Annotated in this window: 20 protein-coding genes; 8 read left to right on the top strand and 12 right to left on the bottom strand. The window is 47.0% G+C overall.

Going from position 1 to position 20276, the window contains the following annotated elements:
- Window positions 1–82: 82 nt before the first annotated feature.
- Window positions 83–1006: a Gfo/Idh/MocA family protein gene (locus tag AC58QM_RS02125; RefSeq protein WP_497280962.1), complete on the bottom strand. Its 924-nt coding sequence runs from the start codon at window positions 1004–1006 to the stop codon at window positions 83–85.
- A gap of 1 nt (window position 1007) precedes the next feature.
- On the bottom strand, window positions 1008–2285 hold the full coding sequence (locus AC58QM_RS02120) for an MFS transporter (protein ID WP_497280960.1): 1278 nt from the start codon (window positions 2283–2285) through the stop codon (window positions 1008–1010).
- Window positions 2286–2414: 129 nt separating this feature from the next.
- Between AC58QM_RS02120 and AC58QM_RS02115 the strand changes: the two genes are divergently transcribed.
- Window positions 2415–2969, top strand: a complete 555-nt coding sequence (locus AC58QM_RS02115) for a hypothetical protein (RefSeq protein ID WP_497280958.1) — start codon at window positions 2415–2417, stop codon at window positions 2967–2969.
- Window positions 2970–3078: 109 nt separating this feature from the next.
- On the opposite strand, the gene AC58QM_RS02110 is transcribed toward AC58QM_RS02115, so the two are convergent.
- From AC58QM_RS02110 to sigI, 5 genes are all read right to left on the bottom strand, one after another.
- The gene (locus AC58QM_RS02110; protein WP_497281568.1) at window positions 3079–4530 is read right to left on the bottom strand and encodes a leucyl aminopeptidase; all 1452 of its coding nucleotides are present in this window, start codon (window positions 4528–4530) and stop codon (window positions 3079–3081) included.
- A 137-nt stretch (window positions 4531–4667) separates the two neighbouring features.
- Window positions 4668–5681: an aldo/keto reductase gene (locus tag AC58QM_RS02105; protein WP_497280957.1), complete on the bottom strand. Its 1014-nt coding sequence runs from the start codon at window positions 5679–5681 to the stop codon at window positions 4668–4670.
- Window positions 5682–5694: 13 nt separating this feature from the next.
- The gene (locus AC58QM_RS02100; RefSeq protein WP_497280955.1) at window positions 5695–5853 is read right to left on the bottom strand and encodes a hypothetical protein; all 159 of its coding nucleotides are present in this window, start codon (window positions 5851–5853) and stop codon (window positions 5695–5697) included.
- A 37-nt stretch (window positions 5854–5890) separates the two neighbouring features.
- A complete protein-coding gene (locus tag AC58QM_RS02095) occupies window positions 5891–7300 on the bottom strand; it encodes an anti-sigma-I factor RsgI family protein (RefSeq protein ID WP_497280953.1) in 1410 nt (469 codons plus the stop codon).
- 19 nt (window positions 7301–7319) lie between these two features.
- Window positions 7320–8108, bottom strand: coding sequence for an RNA polymerase sigma factor SigI (sigI, locus tag AC58QM_RS02090; RefSeq protein WP_497280951.1), 789 nt, complete (start codon window positions 8106–8108; stop codon window positions 7320–7322).
- Window positions 8109–8427: 319 nt separating this feature from the next.
- Between sigI and AC58QM_RS02085 the strand changes: the two genes are divergently transcribed.
- Complete coding sequence (locus tag AC58QM_RS02085) at window positions 8428–9075, top strand: helix-turn-helix domain-containing protein (protein WP_497280949.1); 648 nt, start codon at window positions 8428–8430, stop codon at window positions 9073–9075.
- Here the strand turns inward: AC58QM_RS02085 and AC58QM_RS02080 are convergent.
- Complete coding sequence (locus AC58QM_RS02080) at window positions 9046–9669, bottom strand: hypothetical protein (protein ID WP_497280948.1); 624 nt, start codon at window positions 9667–9669, stop codon at window positions 9046–9048. The genes AC58QM_RS02085 and AC58QM_RS02080 overlap by 30 nt on opposite strands.
- Before the next feature lie 184 nt (window positions 9670–9853).
- On the opposite strand from AC58QM_RS02080, the gene AC58QM_RS02075 reads away from it, so the two are divergent.
- Window positions 9854–10627, top strand: a complete 774-nt coding sequence (locus AC58QM_RS02075; protein ID WP_497280946.1) for a LytR/AlgR family response regulator transcription factor — start codon at window positions 9854–9856, stop codon at window positions 10625–10627.
- An 87-nt stretch (window positions 10628–10714) separates the two neighbouring features.
- Here AC58QM_RS02075 and AC58QM_RS02070 read toward each other — a convergent pair whose 3' ends face one another.
- A complete protein-coding gene (locus AC58QM_RS02070) occupies window positions 10715–11137 on the bottom strand; it encodes a hypothetical protein (protein ID WP_497280944.1) in 423 nt (140 codons plus the stop codon).
- 192 nt (window positions 11138–11329) lie between these two features.
- Here AC58QM_RS02070 and AC58QM_RS02065 point away from each other — a divergent pair, with 192 nt between their 5' ends.
- The 5 genes from AC58QM_RS02065 to AC58QM_RS02045 all read left to right on the top strand — a co-directional run bounded on the left by AC58QM_RS02065 (window position 11330) and on the right by AC58QM_RS02045 (window position 17869).
- Window positions 11330–11542 carry a hypothetical protein gene (locus AC58QM_RS02065; protein WP_497281566.1) on the top strand — a complete coding sequence of 71 codons (213 nt, stop codon included), beginning with the start codon at window positions 11330–11332 and terminating at the stop codon, window positions 11540–11542.
- Between the two features lie 220 nt (window positions 11543–11762).
- Window positions 11763–12329 (top strand): DUF4912 domain-containing protein, encoded by a 567-nt coding sequence (locus AC58QM_RS02060; RefSeq protein WP_497280942.1) that lies wholly within the window; start codon window positions 11763–11765, stop codon window positions 12327–12329.
- Complete coding sequence (locus AC58QM_RS02055) at window positions 12326–15340, top strand: 1,4-alpha-glucan branching protein domain-containing protein (protein WP_497280940.1); 3015 nt, start codon at window positions 12326–12328, stop codon at window positions 15338–15340. The genes AC58QM_RS02060 and AC58QM_RS02055 overlap by 4 nt, the downstream gene beginning before the upstream one ends.
- 179 nt (window positions 15341–15519) lie before the next feature.
- Window positions 15520–17484: a glycoside hydrolase family 15 protein gene (locus tag AC58QM_RS02050; RefSeq protein WP_497280938.1), complete on the top strand. Its 1965-nt coding sequence runs from the start codon at window positions 15520–15522 to the stop codon at window positions 17482–17484.
- 76 nt (window positions 17485–17560) lie between these two features.
- Complete coding sequence (locus AC58QM_RS02045) at window positions 17561–17869, top strand: hypothetical protein (protein WP_497280937.1); 309 nt, start codon at window positions 17561–17563, stop codon at window positions 17867–17869.
- On the opposite strand, the gene AC58QM_RS02040 is transcribed toward AC58QM_RS02045, so the two are convergent.
- From AC58QM_RS02040 to leuB, 3 genes are all read right to left on the bottom strand, one after another.
- Window positions 17866–18174, bottom strand: a complete 309-nt coding sequence (locus tag AC58QM_RS02040; RefSeq protein WP_310501236.1) for a glycine cleavage system H family protein — start codon at window positions 18172–18174, stop codon at window positions 17866–17868. The two genes, AC58QM_RS02045 and AC58QM_RS02040, sit on opposite strands and share 4 nt — an antisense overlap.
- Window positions 18175–18253: 79 nt before the next feature.
- Window positions 18254–18802 (bottom strand): peroxiredoxin, encoded by a 549-nt coding sequence (locus AC58QM_RS02035; protein ID WP_028554012.1) that lies wholly within the window; start codon window positions 18800–18802, stop codon window positions 18254–18256.
- Window positions 18803–19034: 232 nt separating this feature from the next.
- Window positions 19035–20114, bottom strand: coding sequence for a 3-isopropylmalate dehydrogenase (leuB, locus tag AC58QM_RS02030; protein WP_068666406.1), 1080 nt, complete (start codon window positions 20112–20114; stop codon window positions 19035–19037).
- Between the last annotated feature and the right edge of the window lie 162 nt (window positions 20115–20276).

Genomic DNA, 20276 nt, shown 5'->3' with positions numbered 1-20276 from the left:
CTTATCCTTCTGCTCGATGCCGCATGGCAAAGAAATAGCGCCCTTCTGAGGCGCTATTTCTGCTTTTCCACTCCCTCAATACTCACACCGACAACTTCTCCACCAACTCGTGCGAAGCCAGCACAAGATCCGCCCGAATACCGCACGCGTTCGGATCATCCAGCGAACGCAAGAAATGCTGAACAACGCCAGCGAAGCCCCTGCGCTCCAGCACGGTATCCCAGCTGCCAAAGGTGCGCAGGCGCGGAGCGGCATTTTTATCATAGAAGACTGCTGACTCCAAATTCGTCACCTCAACGGATCTGCCGCTGCCGTGCAGCTCGACTTTTTCCAAGTCAACACCGGCTAATCTCACCATGCTGTATGAGCCAGTTGCAGAACCGAAACCGAGCGTACCTGAGGCATGCAGCAACTTGCCACTATTATCCACCTGTTGATGGGATGCCCTAATTTCGTAGGAACTATCCCCTAACCAAAGCAACGTGTCCAGCATATGGATTAGATCATCATATAGCGTCTCTTTGGCGCTATGCCCCTGCAGTTTGGTACGATGCTTCACGGCCGAGACGACATCAAACCCTCCCGCTTCCTGCAACCACATCTTCGCCTCGATATATAACGGCGCATAGCGACGGTTGAAGCCCGCTGCTAGAAGTACGCCTTTTCGTTCCGCATACGATGCCATTTCCACCGACTCTGCCCACGTATACGAAAGTGGTTTATCTACATAGACAGCTACCCCTTGCGCCATGCAGGCCATCGCAATATCAAAATGCGTTGACGTCGGGCTATGTACAAATACGGCATCCAAACCAAGGGCTAATAGTTCATTCAACTGCGTTGTTCCGAACGGAATCCTATACTTCGTCTTCATTCGTTCAACGGTTGCTGCTGTAGAGCTCATGATACCTACAAGCTCTACCTGCTCATTTACGGACAGCAACGGTAGATACACTTTTTGCGCAATATCTCCTAAGCCGATAAGGCCAATTCTCTTTTTAGACATGTTACACGCCACTCCTTATTTGTGTTCGTAATACGTAACGCCCTACCCACAAGCCAAGTATGAGCAAAATAGCACCGACCACCGTGGATACGCCATATACCTGAACCCACATGGGTTGATCAGCAATTAGTGCATATATTTTCCCGCCTACAACAGGTCCTAGGAAAGCTGCGAATCCCGTGATCGCCGAGTATGTTGCAATGTACATGGGACGCTCACTCTTCGGAGTATCTCCAATTGTAAAAGCAAATACCATCTGATTGAAGCCGCCTAAACCGACGCCAAGCACAATATGAACGACAAACAGCACAACAACGGCTGGTATAAAAGCGATCGCTCCCCATAACAAGCACGCCAAGGCAATAATCGGCAAAGACCATAACAGCAAAGTTTGAGCTGAGAAACGCGCATTCAGATTGCCCCACACATAATAGCTAGCCATCATCACTAAGGTATGTACCACCGTTATATAGGAAACCGTTCCGTAGGAAATGTTCATCAGCTTCAGCATAACGTAGGAAAATAGAGGCACAGTCAGTCCTTGAACGAAAAGGAAGGCGGCAAGAAAAATAATAGCTCTGAGAAAAGCGCGGTCCATTAATGGTTTCTGAATCATGCCTACAGGATTCGAAGCGGTTGATGGCTCGAAAGGCGGGTTTGGGTACATAAAGTACGCAATCACATTAAACACCACACACACACTGACAATCATGAAAATATAGCTAAAGCCCTGTTCACCTGGATATGTATCGAGAATTTGACCGCCTATGAAAAGAGCAAGCGAGCTTACTCCCCCCAAGATGGTGTTCCGTAGTCCAAAATACCGTCCCCGAATCGGTCCCGGCACCGCATCACTGATGAGCGATGTCCACACAATTCCCCCAGCAGCATTCCCTAGATGAGCAGCCGTGTACAGAATCATATACGTGATGACCCAATACTCTTGCGGTAAGACAAATGGAATCAGACCTACACAAGCCCATAAAATTCGATGCGTAGATCCAAATATGATGAGCATACGCTTTCGATTACGGAATTTTTGCATAACGACCGCCATCGCGATTTGAACGATATTGACGACGGTTGTGATAGCCAGAATAAAACCAATCTCCGTTGAGCTTGCGCCTAAGTAAATCAAATAACCCGTTAAAAATGGACCACCCAACAGTTGAAAAATAATGACAGCAGGAAAGCCTTCGAATGTCGCGACGAATAAGCTTTTACGGTAGGTGGACATCTTTCTCTTTGGCTTACGCGCGTTCGGATCGAATAATTTCAAAGGCATAAACCTCCTTATGTCTGGCTCGCAAGGTTAGCAGGATCTAATAGTTTACAACCTATGGGTCGCTTATGGTAAAATAGTAGGGACTACCTAATCTATCACGTCAGGCGGGATCATCGTAAACTTATGAAACTTAAACTTTTGGGTCTAATCGCAACCTTGTTGCTCTTTTTGACTTTCATTGTACTCTCTATCAAGTTTGAGTCAACTACTTATTTGTATATTGCTAGTGTTTGCCCGCTTCTAGTTGTTCCTTTTCTACCAGATATCCGTTCGAATCAATATATTAAGCCTAAGGCTAATGGCGCTGTACGCCTCATTACCATGGAGAGCAAGGATAGCGGAGATTCCGATTTTCTTGTGATTCTTTTTGAACCAGGCTACATCAAGTGGAATGGCGGCAAGCTTTTCTTCAATTTGGCAGATAATATGAAAGATGTGTATGTGAAGCCAGATCCATTGGCAGCAACGCTTACTGTTCTAAAATTTGATCTGCTCACGCACCGACGCAAAAAGAATTGGATCGGCATATCCTTGGCACAGCTGCAACAACGCACAGAACAACTCTCTTATACAACCAATGAAGTAAACCGACTCATTATTCGTATTTCAGATATTCAAGAGTTGCAACAAACCAACATCAACCAGCCCGCTTCCGTCGGGCAACAGGTTGGCGCTTAACAACTCGCTAGAAAGCACAAAATCACCCAACGTTGGAGATCTCCGCCTACATGCAACACGTAGGTCAGAGGAGTCTCCCTCGCGGGTGATTTTTTATTTTATCCAAAGGTTAAGTAAGCTGCTCACCGCACAAGTATGCGGCTAATGTTCGGACCATCACACCTGTTGCCCCTTTGGGTTCAATGCCTTTGGCCGACCAAAGCCATGCCGTACCGCCAGTATCTAGATGGATCCAAGGCGTTTCCTCAGCAAAGTAACCGATGAATAAACCTGCCGTAATCGCGCCTGCCCAGCGGTCGGAGGAGGTCGCGTTTTTGATATCCGCTACATCACTCTTCAGCATCGCACGGTATTCAGGGTAGTTAGGAAGCTGCCAAACCTTCTCTCCGGCTGCTGTGGCGGCTTGTAGCAATGGCTTCAAGAACTCATCATCATTCGTCACAGCCCCAGTCGCGATATCGGCGAACGAGATTAGGATAGCCCCCGTTAATGTTGCTACATCGATCAGACGGGTCGCTCCATGCGCTTTCGCGTAGGTGATTCCCTCTGCCAAAATAATACGACCCTCCGCATCGGTATTCAGCACCTCCACGGAATGCCCGCTGAGCATCTTGACGATATCTCCTGGGCGATATGCGCTGCCCGACGTCATATTCTCCGCTGCCGGAATGACGACAACCAGGTTCACCTTCGGCTTCAATTGTCCCACGACGTGCAAGGCACCTAACAGTGTGGCGGCTCCGCCCATATCACTGATCATTTCTTCCATGCCGTCGGGCTTTTTCATCGAGATACCGCCGGTATCGAAGGTCACGCCCTTGCCGACGAGGCCCAGCACGTCGGCATTATCGGGATCACCTGTGTAACGCAAGGTGATCATACGCGGTGGGTGGACGCTGCCAGCGCCAACCGCCTTGAGGCCGCCCATCCCGCGGGCGGCAATTTCGTGCTCATCCAGCACTTCACAGGCGAAGCCATAGTGAAGGGCGAGTTGCATGGCTTCCTGAGCGAGGGAAGCCGGCACAAGCTTGTTGCCCGGGAGGTTCGTGAGATCCCGGGCATAGTTGGTGCCCTCCGCAACCGCCTCGGCGGCTGCGATCACTTGCTTCAGAAGCGCTGCATCCGCAGCCGCTTCTGTGAGCAACACCGCCTGGCGCAGCTCCGCGCGCGCAGGCTCGTTCTTGCGGTACGCCGCGATGCGGTACGTACCGAGGAGCAGCCCTTCGGTCAGCGCAGAGGCGGCTGACCGGCTGTCGAAGCCACTTGGCAGCTTCAGCGCCAAGCTTTCGAACTGCAGCGCGAGCATCCGCCGCGCTGCAAAGACCGCGGCTGCGCGCAGCGTTTCGCGCGTGGTTGCCGGTCCGAGCCCCGCAACCAGTACATACGCGTACGGCAGCAGCCCGTGGGTCGGAAGCGCCTCGAGCTCGCCTGAGGCGCCTGTGAATAGGCCCTTTACGCGCATGCGCTCAAGGGCCTGGTCGAGCTGCGGCAGGCCGAGGACACTGTCCTGGCGCAGCTCCGCTTCTGTGACGCAGACGAGAATCGCGTCTGCTCCTTCCATATTCTCCAACAACGAAGTGTACACACGCGTTGTAATGTCTGTTATTTTTGTAAACATAGGCAATGATCCCTACCCTCATCCGTATTTCTATTCCCACCAACTAACTGTAAAAACGCCAGCTAATTCCTTCACTCGCCCTAATAAAACGAAGCCGCCTTCTGCACAACCGACGACATCGGCAGTTGGTATGGACACTTCGCTTCACACAGCGGGACTACTTTACAAGGATCATGGTCTGCACAGCTAGTTATTTTTTCCTGATGACGCTGAAAAAATCCATCCCCTTTCGGCAGCAAACCAAATTTCTCCCTAAACTTGCTCGCGATCATCACATCTGGAATTGGGATTTCTAATGGACAGGAGCAATAGTTGCACCGTCTGCAATCGTGTTCACCTAGCTCTATGGCAAGCTGCTCTAGCTCACGGCGCTCCTCTGGCCCAACTTCCTTATTTTGGGCATCCAAATTCTCCTGCACTTCTTTGATGCTGACCATCCCTGAGATCGTAACATGCACATCTTGACTATACGGATAGCGGATCGCCCGATCCACGGGTTGAATGAAACCGCCCGATAAGGGCTTCATCGCTACCCGCATCAAATCCATCTCAGAAGCTTTAGGAATCAGTTCATCGAGTGCGAAGGGCTGCGCCAAATTCAGATGAAACAAAATTTGCGAGAATTGCCCCTTCGCAATCCATTTCACAAGAAGATCTGGCCGGTGTCCGGAAATACCAATAAAGCGTACTTTTCCTTCTCGCTGAGCCTCTAACGCAGCCTCGTAAGCGCCGCCAACTTCCATCGCTTTCTTGTATTCCGTCACATTGTTCACATAGTGAATTTGTAACAAATCCACATGATCCGTCTTCATACGCACTAAACTGCGCTCAATTTCCGCTTTCGCCGTTGCATAATCACGTGCTCCTGTTTTCGTGGCTAGGAAATAGTCCTGTCGCCGATGCGAGATACACTCTCCTATAATTTCTTCACTATTCCTATAGGCAGCAGCCGTATCTATATAATTAATGCCATGATCCAAGGCATAATTGAGCGCTTCTCTTGCTTGTTCTAACGGTACACTCGGTAAATTCATTGCACCGAATCCCAGTGACGATACTTTATAACCTGACTTTCCAAACGTCGAATACCTCAAGCCCTATTCCCCCTTAGGTTCGCTGACACACCAGCAGCATTACTTTCTGATCCTCCATGCTCTCCCGCATGAGCTCATACTTCACTTCAATATTGTAATACAAGTCAGTTCCACTTTCCATGTTCTGCAAAAAGTAGACGACATACAAAAGCACTTGAGACGATGGTCTCAAGTGCTTTTCCTTCCGTTCTACTACCCATAAAGGAGACTTATCGTCTTCCTTCATTCTGATTATTGTTATCGTCCCGGTCTTTGTCTCCCCAGCCCCAATTCACACCAGGGAATTTCCCGTTGTCATCCCTTTGAAATGGCTTCACCGTAGGTTTACTCGTGCTTGTCGGCTTCACGGTAGGCTTTGTAGTTGGCTTAGGTGTCGCGGTTGCCTTCGGCGTTGGCGTTGGAGTTGCCTTTGGTGTAGCTGTTGGTTTCTTCGTTATACTGGGTTTCCCATCGTCGTCATCTTTACGATCAGGCTTTGGGGTAGGTTTGTGATCATCTTTATTGTTATTATCGTTATCGTTATTGTTTTTGTCATTTCCGTTGTTCTTACCATTGTTGTTATTATTGTTGTTATTATTATTTCTGCCGTTATTGTCATTCTTGTCTCTATCATTCTTCGATGATGGCGGCGGTGGCGTTGGTTTATTGGTTACTTTCCCTGGGGTCGTACTCCCTGAGTTATTCCCTTTGCCGTTGTTATTTTTACCGTCTTTATCGTCATCTTTGGAAGAGGAATGACCATTACTACCTGATTTAGAAACCATTGCAGTCTGTTGTGCGCGTTCGTTCAGTTTTCCGGATTTCTCGTCAGCAAGCAATCTTTGCAAAGAAGACTTATCTATCGGTTTATCTGGTTTAACAAAGGTTTGGATACCACCGTTGTCCTTGGCAAGCTGATGAATAGAAGTTGTTTTAATATCATCCAGCGAGACTTTCACACCATTATCAATCGCGTTTAGATATATCGCATATTTACCAGCAGATACACCACTCGCTTGGGCTTCCTTCCTGACCTCTTGCGGGGCAGCAAATGCTTGCACCTCGTAGTTTTTCACTTGGTCTGGATGGCTGTCCTCGATATGCTTAGCGACCTGAGCTTTCAGTTTCGTCGCGATAGCTTCATCACTGACTGTTGTTTTGGATTCCACCACGGTTGAAGAAATAATAATATCTCCTTCACCTTTGGCCAGGGCTCCTTGCTCCGCCTTATCAAGAATATCAGATGTGACATCCTCCAGGGATTTACCCTCAAACACCAAAGCTTGAATTAAATCCTCACCATCTGTATTAAGCCCATGAAGATCACGAACAATCTCATGATCATCAATGCCAATTTCAATACTGGGATTAATATCAATGGTAACATACGCAACTACGCCATTACCTGGTACACCTCCAGATAAGGTAGAAACCAAGACGAAGCATACGACAATCGCTGCAGCTAGTGCCGATACGATAGCCATTTGCGGAACTTGCAGCCGACGCTTCATCGGCGCGTATAGAATCTCTTCCCCCAACTCACAGCTGCGCGTCCCTCTTGGCAGCTTATCAAACCGACCCTCTGAATTCATTACAATAATGGAGCTGTCGCTTAATTCCATTACGATCCCCTTGTTCATGCGCTGTTCTTCCTTTCATTCAACTTTCGTCATCACGAATATGTAAGTAATCCCGTAAATACGGATAAGGACCGTTAAAAATAAGTGCAATTGCAATGATGTACTTACGATTTCGCTCCAAAGTTTTCCTTGAAACCTGGACTTGCTCGAGCAGCTCTTTTATCGGCAGCTGTCGTTTCGTCAACAGAGTGCGCATAAGCTCTGAATCCTGTGCAAGTGTACGGCCAATGCCAAACAGCATCTGCCTTGAGTCGTCATGCTTCGGAGAGGCATCTGTCAACTCCGAGAAATTAATTTCAAAATCACTTAAACAGCGATTAAAATCGATAATTTCACTTCGTCTTTCTTCTAAGCCCTTCTGCTTCTCATAGGCTTCAATCGCTTGATGAACCTCAATCGGATTCATTAAGTTGTCTTCATCATCTTCTTGATCAAACGAGCTATAAGGGATCTGCCCTTTAAAGCGTTGTTCCTTACGAATAAAATCAATTAGCCTTCGCCTAATTACCGTCTCTGCGAAACCTAGGAAAGATCTTCCCATGACCGAAGAGTACTGGTTAATAGCCTCATTAAAGGCCGCTAATGCAATACTAAATTCATCATCCCGTGCGGGATCAATAAATCGTTTGCAGAATCTGCTCGTTACTTTAGCTACATACGGTTGATAATCCGCAATAAATTGATTCCTTAGTCGTAGGTCTCCTGTTTGTATTTGATGTATTGTGACCTCAAGTGAAGAGGCTTGCGGTTCATTTTTTCCATGGGACTCATTCTTTCCCAGAAACTTTTTGAATAGTACCAGTAGCACCTTTCCACCTCACAGTATAGTAGTTTCGTCCTTATGTATATCAATTAGGGGGGTACACATGATGAAAATCACAAATAAATTGCTGATTCATTATAACATAGATATCTAAATGAGCACCTACTGGCAAATAAACCCTTGTTTACGGTTTCAATTGCTTTATCAATCCTTTATAATATTAAGATAACCTCTATCGATTTGTCATCTCGGATGACGGATTGTGAATAGAGGTAACTTTTATTACCAATGAGATGGACTTTTCAGAAAGCTTTTTCTGGCAATTTTTTCTAATCTGATGTGGTAAGACAGGGGGGTGTTTCATATGGAAGCAAACAATCATTTCGGTAAGTTTCTTGAAACGTTACGAGGCAAAGCTTCTTTGCGTAAAGCAGCTAACAAAAGCGGCCTATCACATGCATATATCAGGGATCTGGAGCTAGGGAGAAACCGAACAACCAATGATGTCATTAAGCCTTCTCCGGAGACGTTGAGGAAATTGGCACAAGCCTATCAATATCCGTATACTGATTTGCTCAAAAAGGCAGGATATCTAGAAGAAACTTCCACCTGGTCAAAACCGGCTGAAGTGAATCTAGATAATATCTGGTACGTTGAATTCGGTATCCAATCGATTCTTTATGTCTCTGAAGATGGTATGAAAGAGGAACAGGTCGAATCTCTTGTGGCCTTCACACATTTCATTGAAACATTAACTGAGCACAACTTTGTGAAATTGGATATGCATCTTTTCGTAAATCTGAAAAAAATAAAAAAGTATGCCCCCGCAGAGGGCAGACTTTATTTTGACATCTATGACCAAGCACCTTATATTGTTGCGGCAGCCATTCCGCAGAAAAAATATCATCAAATGATACTCGATTATATCGCTTGTAACAATGGTCTTGCTATCGATTCATCGGCATCATCTTCCGCATGTGCTTCATCTTTGCAAACTAAGTTCTTTTCCTAACATGGTATAAAGGAAAAGAATAACTGCCATACTCAACATTTGAATTGGCATTGCTACACTATACACACTTGCTGGATAGGAATGACGGTAAATCAGTCCTAGCAGTACTACAATGATGAACAGGTATACACCGATATTTTCCCGTACAACCGGAATTTTCGTATAGTTCGACAGAAACGTAAAACCTAAACGAAATTTATACAATCCAAAAAGAATACCAAATTTCACAACTACGACAATCGTGCGAGTTGCATTGACGATGACTGGATTGTTTCTCATCTCCAAAAATTCGGCCGATTGCGTGGAATTAAGACTGACGATGACCGTTGTCGAAATAAAGGCACACATAATGTAACCTGAAAGTGCCATAAGTAACGCGGGTACGAACCGATATTTCCAAACAACCATAAGTAATATACAGATAATAGCAGCGAACAATAACGGATTGTTGGCGGTAAGTATCGATCCTGCTACGATAGCAAGTGATAGTTGTTTCCAATAAGGCTTAAGACGAAGCCTAAATAACATTAATGAGAAAAAGAGCATGGGAACAAAATGAAGTACGGATAGTATCAACTTCTCCCCTGTAAACAATTGCCTTTCCCTCTTTTCTTAGTGCTGCCATTATCCAGCGCAGCGTACCGATTTTCAACCCCACTTAGAACTATACAGGATAACTGCATTTTTGCGGTCGAAGTGGACTAAGTTGGCTGTTTCTGAGTATAAGATGACATGGTCCTTACAGAGATATAGCAAGGATTGGAGTGAGATTTAAGGAATGGAGCATCGCTTTAGAGTCGCGATCGTAGAAGATAATTATTGGGTAGGGCAATTGCTTGAAAGCTATTGTCAGCAATGCGGGTTGCAGGTCATTGCTAACGTGTCGGACGGGGAACAATTTCTACGAGAATACGATAAGCTACAGCCAGATATTTTACTTATGGATATTGGTCTTGAAGGTAATTTGGACGGGATCAGTGTTGTTCAAGCTTTACGCCTTTCTGGATACCAAATGAAGGTCATTATGGTTAGCGGAACAACGAATACCGAGCATATCTTGACGGCCTTCCATGAGCTGGATTCTGTCTATTTTCTCTCTAAACCTGTCGTACTGCCGAAATTTCAAGCAGCTATTTGCAAAACTATTGCTGAAATCCAACTGGAGCGAAGCCGTATATCGCTGGAACCACAACCTACTTCAGCTACATGGATTACAGTTAAAAATCAAAAATCGCAACTCCCTATTTCCGAAGACGCCATTCTTTTTGTTGAAAAGGAAGACAAACGTCTCTCCAGAATCCACCTGGTGAATGGTGCTCAAATGGAATCCAGTTCTAATTTATCTGAGATTCTAGCTCAGAGTACGACACATTTGTTCAGCCCCTTCAAGGGCTATCTCGTCAATCTAAGGCACGTCGTTTCCTTCGTGAAGGAGAGCGGGTTTCCCACTTCTCGGAGATTTATCATTCATTTAAGACATACTTCCGTCAAAATTCCTTTGAGCCGCGATTTGCAAAAGGATTTCGCTAGGTTGCTCCAGGAAATCAAATAAACGCATCCGTCTACGTGGACGGATGCGTTTATTGCGTACTTCTTTTACATTTTGACTACCAAATCAACAATTCTATACCATACGCCTCTAGGAATTCTTAGAGGTTTTTTTATTTTTCAGCTTGTCGCGGCGTGCGCTAAGCATTTTCAATCGTTTCATAAGTTGCTCTTCCCATTCCTGATCGGCAATGGTTTTGGCGAAGCCCAGAAGATCTAGCGCCATGTCAATTTGACAGCGAACGATATCGAGCGGCTCTTCCCCTTCGTGATTAACACAATTATCGTGCAACATATGATCTTTGCCATCTACGTATTCTATAAAATCTACTTCTGCAGCCCCATCCCCATGTGCATACTCGGCGAGAATTTCATATTCATTCTCCACCAAATAGTGAACCTCAATATGGTGACATACCGGGCAGAAGAGAATGGGCACATTGTGAATTTGTGTACGTACGTGCTTCAAAGTACCTTTCGTTCCAATCATACTGGCTCCACAGCAAAAACTCATGGAATTCCCTCCTCATCGTCGATCCCGGATTAATTTAATATATTCGTTACAAATGTGTGAAATTCCTTTTTCATATGAGAGCTAGCTTATGTCAAATCATTCTAAATGTGTTTGAATAAGCATAATTATAGTAATGATCGATCCAATACGTGTTTTCCGAATTCTTAAGATGAAGGGGAGAGCGGCGTGAATATGATTCCGAGTGTTTCCAGACAGATTGCCTTTGTGCAGTATGACGATCAATCCTCCAGCATGACAGTTCAATATCATACCGGATTCAGAGCCTCCTACACCAATGTAAAACAGGATGAGTATCTCTATGTTTTTACATCGGCCAATCGGTATGATTCTTTAATGAAGCTTACGGAAAGTAGGTACATGGAAGAAAACATGCCAGCCGAGTGATGCATAGGATTTTCTTTCCGCTCAGGCCAACCTGACGAGCAAACCCCTAGTAGTAGGCAAGCAATCTCCTCCCTTTCTATATGGGTGGAGATTTTTGGTTTATATGGTGCATATGCTACAATAAAACATAGGATTAACACAAATTGCTCTTCTTACTACTTACTACTGTCATACAGTCCTCTTGCTTCATGAACTCTGAATTCTGATAACTCTAGAAAAGGTGAGTCTGATCTCTACTCAAGCACGCCCCTTTGCCAATGATCGCGATACACTTTATTTACTGGCACAATCTCCTGTCGTGCAGTTCATTTATTGGCAGCTCTCAACTAGTAAGCAATGGCTTCTTCAGGAGCACTTCCAGAAGGACTGGCGTTCATTAACTCCCACCCTACGGTTTCATGAAGTCGGAGATCCTTCTCCCAGCATGTCATTCACCAAGCTGCAGCAGCCCGTTAAACGGGTCTCAGAGCTATTACTTCCCCAAGAAGATTCCTGCTTTATTCGCGGGTTAACTTCCGGTCAGTCGTACTTTGCAAGTCTTGGTATCCGGAATGAACAAGGCTGTTTCCTTCCGCTCCTTCATTCCAATACGATTCAAATTCCAGAGCTAAGCTTGCCTAACACACAGCATCCAGCTGAATCTGATCAGCCTTACATCTACCAGTTGGCGCCTATTCTCTTACAGCAAGTAACGCCCGATGCACATGCCTATTTCTCGGCCTATTCGGTGTATGTCCCGAAGAACACTTACCTAGTAGATATGGAATCCGGAGGCGATACTGATTGAGCACTAACGTACAAGGCCATGTTGCTTTGCTCTTGCATGCCCATATCCCTTATGTTCGCCATCAGGCATCTGAGATTACGTTGGAAGAACGCTGGTTTTTCGAGGCGGTTGTCGATACGTATCTTCCTCTCATCGACATGATGGAGCGACTTATTGAAGAGCAAGTCCCCTTCCGCCTTACACTGTCCTTATCTCCTCCGCTGCTTGCCATGCTAGAGGATTCACGGCTGCACTTGCGTCTTCGCAAGCACCTTTCCTCGCTTTGCGAGCTGGGGCAGCGAGAAGTTATTCGCCTGTGGGGCGATGAAGACTTCGGCCCCCTAGCCAAACTGTATGCCGATCACTATCACAGGCTCAAGCTCTTATACGATCGCCTGCATGGCGACCTCATTGCGAAATTCCGCAGCCTCAGCAGTTCAGGCTGCTTAGAAGTAATAACCTGTGCCGCTACACATGCGTTTCTACCGTTGGTCAAGCACGATGCCACGTTACGCGCACAGCTGGAGGCGGCTGTGCAGGAATTCCGTCGGCATTTCGGCGTTGCTCCTGCAGGCATCTGGCTGCCAGAATGCGGCTATTCCCCTGCGCTTGAACCTCACCTGCAATCACTAGGTCTTCGCTACTTCGTCGTAGAGACGCATGCGCACACCTTAGCACGCCGCGATGAGACGGCGAACATCGAAGGCTTGCCGCTGCGCACACCAGGCGGCGCTTGTGCATTCGCTCGGGATCCTGAAGCCGGCGCCAACGTATGGAGCGCCGAGGCCGGATATCCCGGCGACCCTGCCTATCGCGAATATTATCGCGATATCGGTCACGACCTCGGCCGCGATGGCGGCGCCGAGTGGGCCTACTTGAAGCCCTACGTGCTGCCGGATGGCGCACGCATCAACACGGGCTTCAAGTACTACAGCGTCACCGGCACGGCCGCTGACGCCAAAGTGCCCTACAACCCGGCACGCGCCGCTCAGAAAGCTCAGCAGGATGCTGAGCATTTCATCGCTAGCCGAGTTGCGCAGGTGCGCCGCCTCGCGGAGCGGCGCACAGCCCTGGGCGCAGGCGCGGATGCAGCGCCTGCAGAGCCCTCGGTCATCGTATGTCCATACGATGCCGAGCTGTTTGGGCACTGGTGGTACGAAGGCCACCAGTGGCTTGAAGCTGTGCTGCGCGGCTTTGCTGCGCGCAGTGATGAAAGCGTAGTCGTGCAGACGACTACGCTTGGCGGCTACGCCGCCGCCCATGCGCCGACCACCGTAGCGGAGCTACCGGTGTCGAGCTGGGGTCGCGGCGGCTATGCCGAAGTCTGGCTGCAGCCGCGCAGCCAGTGGGTTACGCCGCTGCTGCACGCGGCGGAGGATCGCATGGTGCTGGCTGCGCAGAAGCACCATGACCCGGCAGCGCTTAGCAGCTTGCAGCTGCGGGCGCTGAATCAAGCTGCGCGGGAGCTTATGCTCGCGCAGAGTAGCGACTGGACGTTCATACTGGATGCAGATACCGTTCCTTCGTATGCGAAGAAACGGATTGAAACGCATTTATCTCAATTTCATCACTTACTGAATAGCCTAGATAAAGCCGTCTCTGACAAAGAGCTGTCCACCCTGGTTCACGCTTTAGAACGGAAGTCTCCTTTTTTACCAGAACTTCATTATCTCATTTTTCAGTCATCTTCTGCCAAGCAGAACATTCAACGCTCCCTAGCGCGTGTAGATTCCTTCATTCCTTTAAAAGAAGTTGCCGTTACGTCCCATACAGAGGCTGCACAACTCAGTCCATCATCCAAACTGCGTATTCTCATGCTCGCATGGGAATACCCGCCACACGTCATAGGCGGTCTTGCAAGAGCCGTCTGCGATTTGTCCAAACAGCTCGCTTCCGATGGCCATACTGTTCATGTCATCACCTGTGAATCTCCCGGATCTCTGCCCTACGAAGTTTCAGAAGGCGTCCATCTTCATCGTGCAGAAGTACTCCCTTCGGCAGATTCCCTGCATTTCCTAGATCGTGTATTCCAAATAAATATGGCATTTACGGATCTCATGCTGGGATTATCACGGCAGGGCTTCGTTTTCGATGTGGTGCATGCGCATGATTGGCTAGTTTACTACACAGCGCATATTGCCAAGCAACAATTGCACCTTCCGCTGGTAGCAACGATTCACGCAACTGAAACAGGACGAAACCTTGGAAAATTAGAGTCACCGCTTCAGAAGCGGATTCATACCCTAGAAGGTAAATTAACAGAAGCAGCTGATCACCTAATTGTTTGCAGTCTATCCATGCAGCAGGAGATCAAGACTCTCTTTCATATCCCTAGTCATAAAATATCAGCCATTCCTAACGGCGTTGCTTTTCGTACTTCCGAACCATCGCAGCCAACCATAAATGTTCAGCTTACACACGCCATATCCGCTCCTGTTAAGCCGCAGCGCATTCTTGCTTTTCTAGGACGACTTGTATATGAAAAAGGAGTACACACCCTTCTAGCCGCGATGCCGCTCGTTCTCGCAAAATTCCCGGAAGCCAAGCTCGTTATCGCGGGAACGGGTCCGGAGCATGATGCCTTGGCGGCACTCGCTGTAAGCCTAGGAGATCGGGTAAGCTTCCCAGGCTTTCTGGATGAGGCTGATAAAAGCTTACTTTTAGACACGGCAGAGGTTTGTATATTTCCAAGTCTCTATGAACCATTTGGCTTGGTTGCACTAGAAGCCATGGCCAGTGGGACACCGCTTATCGTCTCTAATGTCGGAGGCCTCAGTGAAATTGTTAGCCATGGGGTAAACGGATGTACATGTCCTCCAGGCGACAGTAAGGCTTTAGCCGCACAAATCATTCAGCTTTTAGATCAGCCACAGTATGCCGCTAAGCTTGCTTCAACTGCTTTACGTACTGTTCAAAGTCGTTATGACTGGGGGAAAATCGGATCTTTGACAATTCAGGTTTACGAGGCTGTAATCTCCAAACAAGCTGCTCCAATCAGTCATTCCCCGCATCAAAAGGAAATAATCAAATAATTTGGAGATCTTCTCCAAATGTAAGCGTGACCAGTAAGAATTTTCAGTTTTTTTTCAAAGAATCATTGATTCCTTTGTCAGAATTAGGTAACCTAATTGCAAGACTTGTGCTCCATCGTTCAGTCCTCTTGGCCTGATCTGAATGCGCGATCAAACAAATGAGTGGGGAAGTGATTGTATTGCCAAGACATCTGGTCATCGGAAATGGAAAATTCCTTATTAACCTCGATCAGCATTCCTACATGCGGGATCTGTACTATCCTTTCGTAGGCCAGCTTAACCATATTGGCGGTTATCAGTGCCGTGTTGGTGTATGGGTAGATGGTGACTTCGCATGGCTGAATGCCCCTGAGTGGCAATTCAAGCTCGCGTATGTGGAGGATTCCCTTGTCACAGAAGTGACAGCTACACATCCCGGCCTCGGTGTTACTCTTCTTATGAATGACGGCGTTCACCAGCGTGAGGATATTTATTTGAAGCGAATTCACATTACCAATCACACGAATACGGTTCGTGAAGTACGCATGTTCTTCAACCAGGATCTGCTCATTAATGAGACGGAGGTTGGCGACACAGCCGCTTATTACCCTTCAACGAATACCGTCTTTCATTATAAAAAAGATCGTTACTTCATGTTTAACGGCAGTACCGGCACAGAAGGTATATTTCAATATTCTACAGGTGTCAAAAGATTCTATAACGCAGAAGGCACATGGCGCGATGCTGAAGATGGTCATTTAATGGGGAATGCCATTGCACAGGGCTCTGTCGATAGTACGATTTCGTTCCGACTCTTCGTTCCTCCTAATGGAAACCAAACCCTCTACTACTGGATGGGCGCAGGCAAGAATCTGGAAGAAGTTAAGAAGCTCGACGCCTACGTCAAAGACAGCCACCCTGGCAAGCTGCTTGATCGTGTGACGGTATATTGGCAGCGTTGGGCGAACAAAATCGAGCGCGACTACTTCGATCTCACACCTGAAGTGCAACGCCTTTTCAAACAAAGCCTTCTGCTCGTCCGCACGCAAACCGATGTCAACGGCGCAATTATTGCAGCGAATGATTCTGATATCATGCAAAGCAACCGTGATCATTACAGCTACATGTGGCCACGAGATGGTGCATTAATCGCTTACTCCATGTCCATGGCTGGTTACCAAGGAATGATTATTCCATTTTTTAACTTCTGCGCAAACGTGCTGTCACCGGAAGGATACCTACATCACAAATACAATCCAGACGGAACCGTGGGCTCCAGTTGGCATCCCTACATTCATTCTGGGCGCGTGCAGCTTCCAATTCAGGAAGATGAAACAGCGCTCGTCTTGTTCGCTCTCTGGCAGGATTTCCAGAAGAATGGAAGCTTGGAATTTGCGCAATCGTTATACCGCAATTTGATTCGTCGAGCAGCCAGATTTATGTCCACTTACATTGATCAAGAACTGAATTTACCTAAGCCGAGCTACGATTTGTGGGAGGAACGTTACGGAATCTATACCTTTACAGCATCTGCTGTATATGGTGGCTTGATTGCTGCCTCGAACTTCAGCAACTTGTTTGGGGATGAAGAGCGGAGCAATCGCTACAAGCATACCGCGGAGAAAATTAAATCCGGTATCCTGAAGCATCTTTGGGACGAAGGTGAACAACGATTTGTTCGCGGCTTATATATGGAAGACGGTCAATGGGTCAAGGATATGACGTTGGAAAGCTCTGTGTACGGGATTTTTGAGTTTGGCGTATTGCCTGCTGATGATCCACGTGTGGTCAGCACGATGCAAGCTAACAAAGAAGGTCTCATGATCAAAACCGAAGTCGGCGGCTCCGCCCGTTATCATCATGATTATTACTTCCAACGCTCGACAGACATTGAAAAAGTGCCAGGGAATCCTTGGATTATCTGTACACTCTGGATTGCTGAATGGGAAATTGAGTACGCCAAAACGGTGGCTGACCTTGAAGCTCCGCGCAAAACGCTGGAGTGGGTCGTCAAGCACGCCATGGAAAGCGGCGTATTGTCCGAGCAATTGGATCCATTCTCCGGCGAGCCGGTGTCTGTAGCGCCTCTTACGTGGTCGCATGCGACTTATGTGCTCACTGTGGTTAAATATCTCAACAAATATAAGCAACTTGCGAAATCGTAACGAAACGTGTCGGCCGTTCTCTCAGGGGGACGGCCTTTTTCAGATATGACCATTCATTTTTCGAGGAGGCGTGTATATGGGCAATCCTATGGGTACATTCATTACTTTTTTCATTATCGTAATTGCAGTTATATTCCTTATTACAGCCTTTACCCACGAATCTCGCAGCAGGAACCAGCGCAGACGCCGACATGACAACCATGACACTAGCTATAGCGGCTTTGCTAGCGATTCCTCTCCCTTTGAGGATCATCGTCATCATGGTAGTCATCATCATGGAAGCCACCATCATGGAGGTCATAGCGATCACGGGGCATCCAACGATAGTGGCGGAGGGAGTAGCGGTGGCGGAGATTCTGGCGGTGGCGGCGGTGGCGGGGACTAAGCCAACGCTACTCGGAATAACCAGCCTTTCTCATACGGTGACTCATAAAGCATTCCCGTTGCCCGCTCGATCAGTATGTTCACAGCGATCACTTCACCTGTTACAGGAGAAAATAAATCGTGTTCATCTACTGCGGTTTCAAGGGAACTCATGAACGCACCTTTCGTTAATTGCGCACCTTTTTCTGGCAGTTCGATGTATAGAATCATGCCCCATTTCTCTAATGCATGCTCAGTTAACCCTATAACCGCTTCATTGCCTTCTTGACGTATCCAATACAAATCTTCCGTCATCATTTCATCCATCGTCTGTTCTCCTTATAAAGAAAGACCCCTCCGCCCGCATTCGCATGCTAACCGAGGGGCCTTCCTATTGAGTTAAAACTTATTTAACAACCAAGTTTTTGTCGCCTGGTTTCCAGTTCATTGGGCACAATCCGCCGGATTGAAGCGCTTGAAGCACACGAAGTGTCTCTTCTACGCTGCGACCTACGTCGTTGTGGTTAACAACTTCGTATTTCAATTCGCCTTCTGGATCGATGATGAATAGACCGCGAAGCGCGATACCTTCTTCTTCGATTAGAACACCATAGTCACGTGCAACGGATTTCGTGATGTCTGCAGCAAGTGGGAATGCCAATTTGCCCAGACCGTTGTCGTTAACTGGTGTGTTGATCCACGCTTTGTGAGTGTGGATGCTGTCAATGGAAACACCAAGAATTTCAGTGTCCAATGCTTTGAATTGATCAGCAGCATAGCTAAGTGCTGTGATTTCAGTCGGACATACAAATGTGAAGTCCAATGGGTAGAAGAAAAGAACTAACCATTTTCCTTTGTAATCGGACAAAGATGCTTTACCAAATGCTGTACCGTCACCTGTAGCTGTCTCCATTGTAAAATCAGGAGCTTGTTTACCAACTAAACGTTCTGCCATGGGTATAATTCCTCCTCAAAATCTATCTAAATTCTATATTATCCGTATAAAATGGTAACATCCGCTTACCTGAAAGTCAATAATTAGATCGTATACTAGATAATAATTATTTTAATCCAATAGGGCTTCCCTTTGTGTGAACGCCTTCATTTCACTGCATACGTTTTTGTGGTAAAAAAGCCCGCATTCCCGAAGCAAAACCACTTCGGAAAATACGGGCTTATTTGTATGATTATTTGCGCATAGCGTCAACGATCAATTGACCCATTGCCAATGTACCGATTGCTGTGCTCTTATCCACTGCGATGTCACCTGTACGGTGACCAGCGTCCAACACTTCTTTCACCGCGCGCTCGATGGAATCCGCTGCTTCGTGGTAGCCGAAAGTCAAACGGAACATCAAGGCAACGGAAAGGATTGTTGCGATTGGGTTGGAGATACCTTGACCTGCGATATCAGGTGCAGAACCGTGTACCGGCTCATACAAGCCGAATGCGCCTTCGCCAAGGGAAGCAGATGCTAGCATCCCGATAGAGCCTGTCAACATCGCTGCTTCGTCGCTCAAGATGTCGCCGAACATGTTCTCTGTTACGATAACGTCGAAGCTGGAAGGACGGCGAAGCAATTGCATGGCACAGTTATCAACCAATACGTGCTCAAGTTCTACATCTGGGTAGTCAGCCGATACGCGGATGACGACTTCACGCCATAGGCGGGATGTTTCAAGTACGTTCGCTTTATCAACAGAAGCAAGCTTTTTGCGACGCGTGCGTGCGATGTCAAACGCTTGACGTGCGATACGTTCGATTTCATGCTCGCTGTATGCACAAGTATCAACCGCTTCTTGACCGTTTGCTGTTTCACGACGGAATTTCTCGCCGAAGTAAATACCGCCAGTCAACTCACGAACAACGATCAAATCCGTACCTTCAAGAACTTCTGGTTTCAATGTGGAAGCTTCTTTCAAGCAATCAAAGATGAACGCAGGACGGATGTTGGAGAACAAGCCAAGCGCTTTACGAATACCTAGAAGACCTGTTTCTGGACGAAGCTCTTTGGAATTGTTGTCCCATTTCGGACCACCAACTGCTCCAAGAAGTACAGCGTCTGCGGATTGACAAACTTTCAATGTCTCTTCCGGAAGAGGTGTACCTTTCTCATCGATCGCGATACCGCCGAAAAGCGCGTGTTCTGTTTCAAATTGATATCCGAATAATTCTTCGGTACGTTTCAATACTTTTTCTGCTTCTGCAACGACTTCTGGACCAATACCGTCCCCAGCGATTACCGCAATCTTTTTAACATCAGCCATGACAATCATTCACTCCTTATTTTAGCAAACCTAGTTTGTTAGTCTTCCAATCGTTTATATCCTGACCTCATTGTACCATAAGATAACACCCTACTTTAGATATAAAAGCTATCGCTTTGATAGTTTATTCCTATAAGTATGCCTAAAAAATCCCCTCTCTTG

It is taken from the genome of Paenibacillus sp. J22P165 (assembly GCF_059692015.1).
Note: the sequence above shows the minus strand (reverse complement) of the source record. Positions and strands in the feature narration are given on the sequence as shown.

Excerpts from the sequence above, each read along its gene's own strand:
- AC58QM_RS02110 (WP_497281568.1), bottom strand. The coding sequence starts at position 4,530 with ATGGAAGGAGCAGACGCGATTCTCGTCTGCGTCACAGAAGCGGAGCTG.
- AC58QM_RS02035 (WP_028554012.1), bottom strand. The coding sequence starts at position 18,802 with ATGGCAGAACGTTTAGTTGGTAAACAAGCTCCTGATTTTACAATGGAG.
- AC58QM_RS02095 (WP_497280953.1), bottom strand. The coding sequence starts at position 7,300 with ATGAACAAGGGGATCGTAATGGAATTAAGCGACAGCTCCATTATTGTA.
- leuB (WP_068666406.1), bottom strand. The coding sequence starts at position 20,114 with ATGGCTGATGTTAAAAAGATTGCGGTAATCGCTGGGGACGGTATTGGT.
- AC58QM_RS02070 (WP_497280944.1), bottom strand. The coding sequence starts at position 11,137 with ATGAGTTTTTGCTGTGGAGCCAGTATGATTGGAACGAAAGGTACTTTG.
- AC58QM_RS02065 (WP_497281566.1), top strand. The coding sequence starts at position 11,330 with ATGATTCCGAGTGTTTCCAGACAGATTGCCTTTGTGCAGTATGACGAT.
- AC58QM_RS02115 (WP_497280958.1), top strand. The coding sequence starts at position 2,415 with ATGAAACTTAAACTTTTGGGTCTAATCGCAACCTTGTTGCTCTTTTTG.
- AC58QM_RS02085 (WP_497280949.1), top strand. The coding sequence starts at position 8,428 with ATGGAAGCAAACAATCATTTCGGTAAGTTTCTTGAAACGTTACGAGGC.
- AC58QM_RS02040 (WP_310501236.1), bottom strand. The coding sequence starts at position 18,174 with ATGGATGAAATGATGACGGAAGATTTGTATTGGATACGTCAAGAAGGC.
- AC58QM_RS02075 (WP_497280946.1), top strand. The coding sequence starts at position 9,854 with ATGGAGCATCGCTTTAGAGTCGCGATCGTAGAAGATAATTATTGGGTA.
- AC58QM_RS02125 (WP_497280962.1), bottom strand. The coding sequence starts at position 1,006 with ATGTCTAAAAAGAGAATTGGCCTTATCGGCTTAGGAGATATTGCGCAA.
- AC58QM_RS02045 (WP_497280937.1), top strand. The coding sequence starts at position 17,561 with ATGGGCAATCCTATGGGTACATTCATTACTTTTTTCATTATCGTAATT.